At 62.8% G+C, this 6,439-nt stretch carries 5 protein-coding genes; 4 read left to right on the top strand and 1 reads right to left on the bottom strand.

The annotated features are described in order from the left end of the window. Positions 1-552 precede the first annotated feature (552 nt). Positions 553-1,500, top strand: a complete 948-nt coding sequence (gene corA / locus QLG02_RS04875) for a magnesium/cobalt transporter CorA (protein ID WP_011705843.1) — start codon at positions 553-555, stop codon at positions 1,498-1,500. A gap of 142 nt (positions 1,501-1,642) precedes the next feature. Next, positions 1,643-2,113, top strand: a complete 471-nt coding sequence (locus QLG02_RS04870; RefSeq protein WP_024943989.1) for a DUF2919 domain-containing protein — start codon at positions 1,643-1,645, stop codon at positions 2,111-2,113. Between the two features lie 60 nt (positions 2,114-2,173). On the opposite strand, the gene QLG02_RS04865 is transcribed toward QLG02_RS04870, so the two are convergent. After that, a complete protein-coding gene (locus tag QLG02_RS04865) occupies positions 2,174-2,926 on the bottom strand; it encodes a hypothetical protein (RefSeq protein ID WP_282464655.1) in 753 nt (250 codons plus the stop codon). A gap of 250 nt (positions 2,927-3,176) precedes the next feature. Between QLG02_RS04865 and QLG02_RS04860 the strand changes: the two genes are divergently transcribed. Together QLG02_RS04860 and QLG02_RS04855 are read left to right on the top strand one after the other, a co-directional pair. Then, positions 3,177-4,406 carry a siderophore amonabactin export MFS transporter gene (locus QLG02_RS04860; protein WP_026080106.1) on the top strand — a complete coding sequence of 410 codons (1,230 nt, stop codon included), beginning with the start codon at positions 3,177-3,179 and terminating at the stop codon, positions 4,404-4,406. Between the two features lie 57 nt (positions 4,407-4,463). Then, positions 4,464-6,437, top strand: a complete 1,974-nt coding sequence (locus QLG02_RS04855) for a siderophore amonabactin TonB-dependent receptor (RefSeq protein WP_282464654.1) — start codon at positions 4,464-4,466, stop codon at positions 6,435-6,437. Positions 6,438-6,439 lie beyond the last annotated feature (2 nt).

Below are 6,439 nucleotides of genomic sequence, written 5' to 3'. Positions count from 1 at the left end.
GGCGGCTCTGGCCCCAACTATCCCAACATGTAACAGGCTTGCCCATGCAGACCTGTGCAGATAACAAGGATGCACAGCCCAGAACATCGTCTGGACGCCGCCACAGGGCGGCTCTGGCCCCAACTATCCCAACATGTAACAGGCTTGCCCATGCAGACCTGCGCAGATAACAAGGATGCACAGCCACAACACATCAAATAGAGGCGGTTTCCGGCACACGGCCTGGGGTTGTCGCAGGGCACTCGGGAGCCCATCATCCCGGCCGGTGAGCCAGACTCCTCCCGCGTGCCAGGGTGAATAAAGGAGGCGACGCCGGGATCACCCGTTTCGAGGTCGGCGTGGCTGCTCCGACCTCGCTGTTTTTTTGAGCGAACAGGCTGAACCTCCGATGAATAGGCCCTGACAAGCGCGGCCCGCCCCTGTATAGTTCGCCGCATTCAGGTTTTCCATCGGCCCGTTCAGCTTGTCCACGGGATCGCTTTCTACGCGCTCTAAGGCCGCATGACCTGTGCAACCATCCCTGATTACCCATGACTTCTTAAGGGGGGACAGATGATCACCGCCTACATTCTCAATAACAAGGTACTGGACATAGTCACGCTCGGGCCTGACGACATAGTGCCTGACAACACCGTCTGGCTGGATGCCTACAAGCCGGACACGGCGGAACGAGAATGGTTGACGGGCCTGTTTCTGGAAGAGGTGCCTGACAAGGAGGAGCTGGATGACATCGAAGCATCCGCCCGTTTCTACTGGGATACCGACGGTCTGCACATTCACTCCCTGTTTCCCCAGCGGATCGGCCGTGACACCAAGGGTGTCCACGTCTCCTTTACCCTGCGCAACAACCTGCTGATCAGCATCCGCGAGGATGACATCGGCCTGGTGCGCCTGCTGCGCCACTATATGCGTCAGGATCGGCTGGAGGTGGAGGATGCCCTCGACATCCTGCTGGAGGTGCAAAACCTCAAGGTAGAGTACCTCTCCGACCTTATCGAAGACGGTTACAAGACCCTGGAAAACACCGCCGATCAGATCTTCGAACCGGATCAGATCAATCCTATGCTCAAGGAGTTGATGGCTCAGGAAGAGGCCAACGGCCAGATCCGTCTCTCCCTGCACGATACCCGTCGCGCCCTGCGCTTCTTGAAGCGCAGCCTGCGCCAGCGGATGAGCAACGAGCAGAACAAGTGGATCGACGAGATGCTGCACGACGTGGAGTCCCTGCTGCCCCACACCCAGTTCCTGTTCGACAAGATCAACTTCCAGCTGGAGGCCTCCATGGGGGTCACCAACCTGGAGCAGAACAAGGTGATCAAGATCTTCTCGGTGGCCGCGGTCATCTTCCTGCCGCCGACGCTTATCGCCAGCATCTACGGCATGAACTTCGGCCGCATGCCGGAGCTCGCCTGGGAGTACGGCTATCCGCTCTCTCTGGTGTTGATGGTGATGTCATCACTCGGCACCGGTCTGTTCTTCAAGCGAAAAGGCTGGCTATGACACCGGCGGCCCAACACCAAAAGAGATAAGCGGATTGGGGGGCATGGCCCCCCGATTAATTCCCGCCCCTCGCCTGCCTTGCAAAGGGCGCCCCTTCGCCCCATATCCCCTTCATCCTTTGCACAAACGACCCCGGGCAACCATGACCCTCTACCCCGAACACAGATATGACGATCACGGCCAGCTGCGCCCCCCGCTCTGGTTCTGGCCCATCGCCCTCTTGTTGACCCGCTCGGTCTGGCTGTTTCTGATGGCCGGCGTCACCCGCGAAAGCGGCAGCGCCATCCTGACTCTCTTCTACCCGGACCGGCTAGCCCTCTACATCAGCCTGCTGACCGACGTGCCCGCCATACTGGCGCTGCTCGCCTGCGGCGGCACCTATCAGCAGACCCGCAGCCTCCGGGCCTGGCTCAGACGCCACAGCCCATTGCTGCTGCTCTGCTCTGCCGTCAGCGGCCTGCTGATGCAACTGCACAGCCTCAATCTGCAGAAGTGGTCGTTCAGCTGGCCCACCGCCCTGGTGCTGGTCGCTACCCTCTGGTCACTCTGGTATCTGCTGCGCAGCCGCCAGCTGCGTGAATACGCAGCCGATCAGCCCCACGCCGGCAACTGATCAGTCAGGTTCAACCGGGATGGCCAGTCACCCGAGGGGCGAGCCGATCAACCAGGCGCCTCACTGGCGCGTGACCCGGATCTGCAGGGTCTGGCGATCGCTCTGACTGCCACTGCCCCCCTGCAACTGGGTGCCCAGACTGCTGCCCTGCTGCGCCGCGCTGGTGGAGAGCTCCCCCACCGTCAGCCACTGACCGGGGGCACCGCTCACCTCGGTGGCGCTCTGTCCCCGGTTGATGGTGCCCTGCTCCAGCCTGGCCTGCTCGCTGCTGAGCGCTATCTGTACCCTGTCGCCGATCAGGGTGGCGGTGGCATAGAGGCCGTTCACCAGCGGCATCAGCCCCACTACCTGGCCTCCGCGCCACTGATAGAAGGTGACCGGTTGATAGGTGCCCATCTGCAATAACACCGGCCGACCCGACAAACCACGTACCTGCCAGCTGTCGTTCTGGCTGCGCTGATACTGCTGGGCATTGCCCTCCAGCAACCACTGCCGCTTGGCGGCATCCTGACCCAGCCCCACACCGGCCTGCTGACTGCTGGAGGCGCCATCCACCCGCCACTCGATGAGCAGGCTCTGGGGCGGCTGATTGAATTTGGCCAGCGCCGCTTCTGCCTCCTGCAGCTGGGCGGCGCTGCCGCTCAGCACCAGCTGGTTGCCCATGGCGCTTACCCCCAGCTCCGGATAGAGATCCTTGAGGGTCTGCACCGCCGCCTGGGTTTCGAATACCGGGATCACCTTCACCTCGGCCCGCAGCGGCAGGCACCAGAGCCCCCACAGCAGCCAGAATCCAAACCCGTGCCATCTTCTCATCTTCTCCTCCCGTCCCACTCGGCGGCCAACTGGATCATGGCCTGCTCATCACCTCGTCATCATGGGCCATCCGCCCCGCTTTTCAATGATTTTGCCCGCGAGCGGTGAATACCGTGAAGGTCAGGCCCTTCATTTTTCTATGAAAAGAGCGGAGATAGATCAAATAACACAAATAAAAATGATTACCATTTGTTGTCACGAAAAAATCGCTCGGATACAATTCGGTCTCATTTTTTTGAGCTTGCCGTCGATGAAGCCAGTGACCACCACCCCCGCCGCCATCCACCTGGCCCTGCTTGTCAACATGCTCTCCATGGGCAGCATGATGATGGTGATGCCGCTCGGGCCGGATCTGGTCATCAGCCTCGGCATGCTGCCGGAGCAGACCGGCTACTTCAGCGGCGGTGCCACCCTGGGGGCCGCCCTGATGGGGCTCATCGCCGCCCCCTGGCTCGATCGGGTCAACCGCAAGCCCGCCCTGCTGGTGCTGCTCACCTTACGTTTTCTGCTGCTGATGGCCTGCGCCCTGGTGCAAAACAGCCAGCAACTGCTGGTGCTGTTCGTCCTGTCGGGCTGTGTGGCCGGGCCGCTCGCCGCCATCCTGATGGCGGCCGTGCTGGATCTGGTACCGCCTGCCGAGCGGGGCCGTCGCCTCGCCTACGTGGGCATGGCGTTCTCGCTGGCCGCCATCCTGGTGGTGCCCATCGCCCTGGTGCTGGCCCAGTGGTTTGGCTGGCAGAGCCCCTTCCTGCTGTTTGGCGTCTGCGGCCTGCTGCTGGCCCTGCTCTGCGCCACCCTTTTGCCTTCGCTGCCGGTCAGCCGCGCCCCTCACGGCAGCGGCCTGCGCCAGTTGCTGGCCTCCCCGCTCTGCCAGGGCGCCCTGTTCATCCTCTGCCTGCAGATGTTCGGTCACTTCCTGCTGATCCCGCACTTTGCCAACTACTTCCAGTTCAACCTGGCGTTCCCGCGCGAGCAGATCGCCGCCCTCTATCTGTGCGGCGGCCTCGCCAGCATGGCCACCATGCGGCTGTGCGGCAGCTGGATTGATCAGGGCCGGGCCCAGGCCGCCATCCTGATCACCAGCCTGCTGCTGGCGCTGATCACCCTGCTCGGTTTCGCCATGCCGGTCGGCGTGCCCGTCTACCTGCTGTTCACCCTGTTCATGGCGCTGAGCTCGGCCCGCTCCAGCACCACCCTCGCCATCACGGCCTCCATCCCGGCCCCCCATCAGCGCGCCGCCTTCATGTCTTTTCAGGGCACGGTCACCAATGTAGCGGCCGGGCTCGGCAGCCTACTCTCCGCCAGGTTGCTGGTGTCGGATGAGAGTGGCGTGCTGCACGGATTTGCCCATCTGGCCTGGATCAATATCGGCTGCGGCCTGCTGGCCTGCGGCGGTGTCTGGCTCCTGCTCAAGGGGCTGGCACAGACAAGGAATAACAATAACCCCGAGTCTGGCACCGCCAGACAAGGAAGTCAGTGAGCCACCGGCCCCAGAGCCGGACCCCATAACCTCTGTTTTATTCATGGAGTTTTGACTATGCAGTTGCAGCCTGGCGTATTTCGCTTGAACCCGATTTTGCTCTCCCTCGGCCTGTTTGCCTTGCCGGGCCTGGCCCAGGCCGAAGCGGTCAAGGCCAACGAGACCATGGTGGTTACCGCCACCCAGACCCAGCACACCGAACTCTCCGCCCCGGCCAGCGTCTCTGTGGTGACCCGCGCCGATCTGGACAAGATGAACGCCAACAACGTCGGCGAAGCGCTCAAGCACGTGCCCGGCGTCAACATCATCGGCACCAACCCCACCGGTCGCAGCGAGATCAAGATCCGCGGCATGGGCGGCGACTACACCCTGCTGCTGATCAACGGCAAGCGGGTCAACGCCCGCGAAACCCTGGGCAGCTCGTTTGGCAATGACTTCGACTTGAGCTCCATCCCCATGGCCGCCATCGAGCGCATCGAGGTGATCCGCGGTCCCGTCTCCTCCCTCTATGGCGCCGACGCCCTCGGCGGCGTGGTCAACGTGATCCTGCGCCAGGCCAAGGAGCAGACCGAGGCGGCCTTCGGCTACACCCACACCATGCCCACCAAGGGTGATGGCGGTGATGCCAACCGTGGCAACGCCTTCGTCTCCGGCGCCCTGATCGACAACAAGCTGCTCGGCAGCCTGGTGGTGGAAGGCTATCAGCGCGACCGCTGGCACAGCGATCAGTCCAACAACCCGGACGCCGATGCGCTGGAGAAACGGGAAGTGGTCAACATGCTCTCCAGCCTGAAGTGGCTGGTGGCCGACAACCAGGATGTGGAGTTCGATCTGGGCTACAACCAGAACGACATGGACAGCTACTTCAACAACGTGCCGCGTGCCCCCACCGCCCCGGCCACCCCGCACAACGTGCAAAAACTCGATCGCCTGAGCCTGGGGCTGACCCACAATGGCCGTTGGGAGCACTTCGACAGCCGCGCCCGTTACTACTTCGAGCAGACCGATCTGATGGATGACTCCCAGCTCAACGGCGGCGCCGCCGATGTCACCCAGACCAACCACACGGTCGACGGCCAGCTGAGCGGCTACCTCGGGGATCACCTGCTGACCTCCGGCGCAGAATTCCGCAAGACCGAGCTGGAGCACAGCCGCAGCATCACCAACGGCAGCGTGGATGCGAGCCAGAGCGCCCTCTACCTGCAGGATGAGTTCAGCCTGGGGGATCTGGCGCTGACCCTCTCCGGCCGTCTGGATCACCACGAGACCTATGGCAACGAGTTCAGCCCGCGCGCCTATGCGCTCTACACCCTGAGCGACGAGTGGGTGATCAAGGGTGGCGCCGGCAAGGCGTTCAAGGCCCCGACCCTGGCCCAGTCCAGCGAAGGTTTCGCCACCACCGCCTGCCGCGGCGCCTGCAAGGTGATCGGCAACCCGGACCTGAAACCGGAAACCGCCGTCAGCTACGAGCTGGGCACCGCCTATGAAGCCGCTCGCTTCGGCGCCGGCCTCACCGGTTTCCACAACGACATCGAGGATCTGATCCAGAGCGATCAGTGGGGCCCGGGCTACCGTCCAACCGTCATGACCTACCTCAACGTCAAGAAGGCCCGGGTCAAGGGGCTGGAGCTGACCGGCTGGGTCGATGTGATGGACGACGTCAAGCTGACCGGCAACTGGACCATGCTGGACTCCGAAGACAAGAGCACCGGCGACGATCTGGCCAAGACCCCGGATCACACCGGCAACCTGAGCCTGGATTGGCAGGCCACCGAGATCGTCAGCACCAACCTGGCCTGGCAGTACGTAGGCAGCCAGTTCATCAAGGTGCCGATGCACAACTCCCAGGCACTCAAGTCCGACAGCTACCAGACCCTGGACGTCAACACCAAGTGGAAGGTCACCCCGGCGCTCGACTTCAAGCTGGGCATCACCAACCTCACCAACACCAAGCGTGACCAGGTCGCCACCGACGCCGACTTCATTCTGGAAGGTCGTACCGTCTACGCCGGCGTGGATTACAAGCTATAAAC

Origin of the sequence: Aeromonas sp. V90_14, assembly GCF_029967615.1 — a bacterium.
Classification (GTDB): Bacteria; Pseudomonadota; Gammaproteobacteria; order Enterobacterales; family Aeromonadaceae; genus Aeromonas; species Aeromonas hydrophila.
The sequence above is the reverse complement of the archived record's forward strand: the minus strand, read 5'-3'. Positions and strand labels throughout refer to the sequence as shown.

Excerpts from the sequence above, each read along its gene's own strand:
- QLG02_RS04855 (WP_282464654.1), top strand. The coding sequence starts at position 4,464 with ATGCAGTTGCAGCCTGGCGTATTTCGCTTGAACCCGATTTTGCTCTCC.
- corA (WP_011705843.1), top strand. The coding sequence starts at position 553 with ATGATCACCGCCTACATTCTCAATAACAAGGTACTGGACATAGTCACG.
- QLG02_RS04865 (WP_282464655.1), bottom strand. The coding sequence starts at position 2,926 with ATGAGAAGATGGCACGGGTTTGGATTCTGGCTGCTGTGGGGGCTCTGG.
- QLG02_RS04860 (WP_026080106.1), top strand. The coding sequence starts at position 3,177 with ATGAAGCCAGTGACCACCACCCCCGCCGCCATCCACCTGGCCCTGCTT.
- QLG02_RS04870 (WP_024943989.1), top strand. The coding sequence starts at position 1,643 with ATGACCCTCTACCCCGAACACAGATATGACGATCACGGCCAGCTGCGC.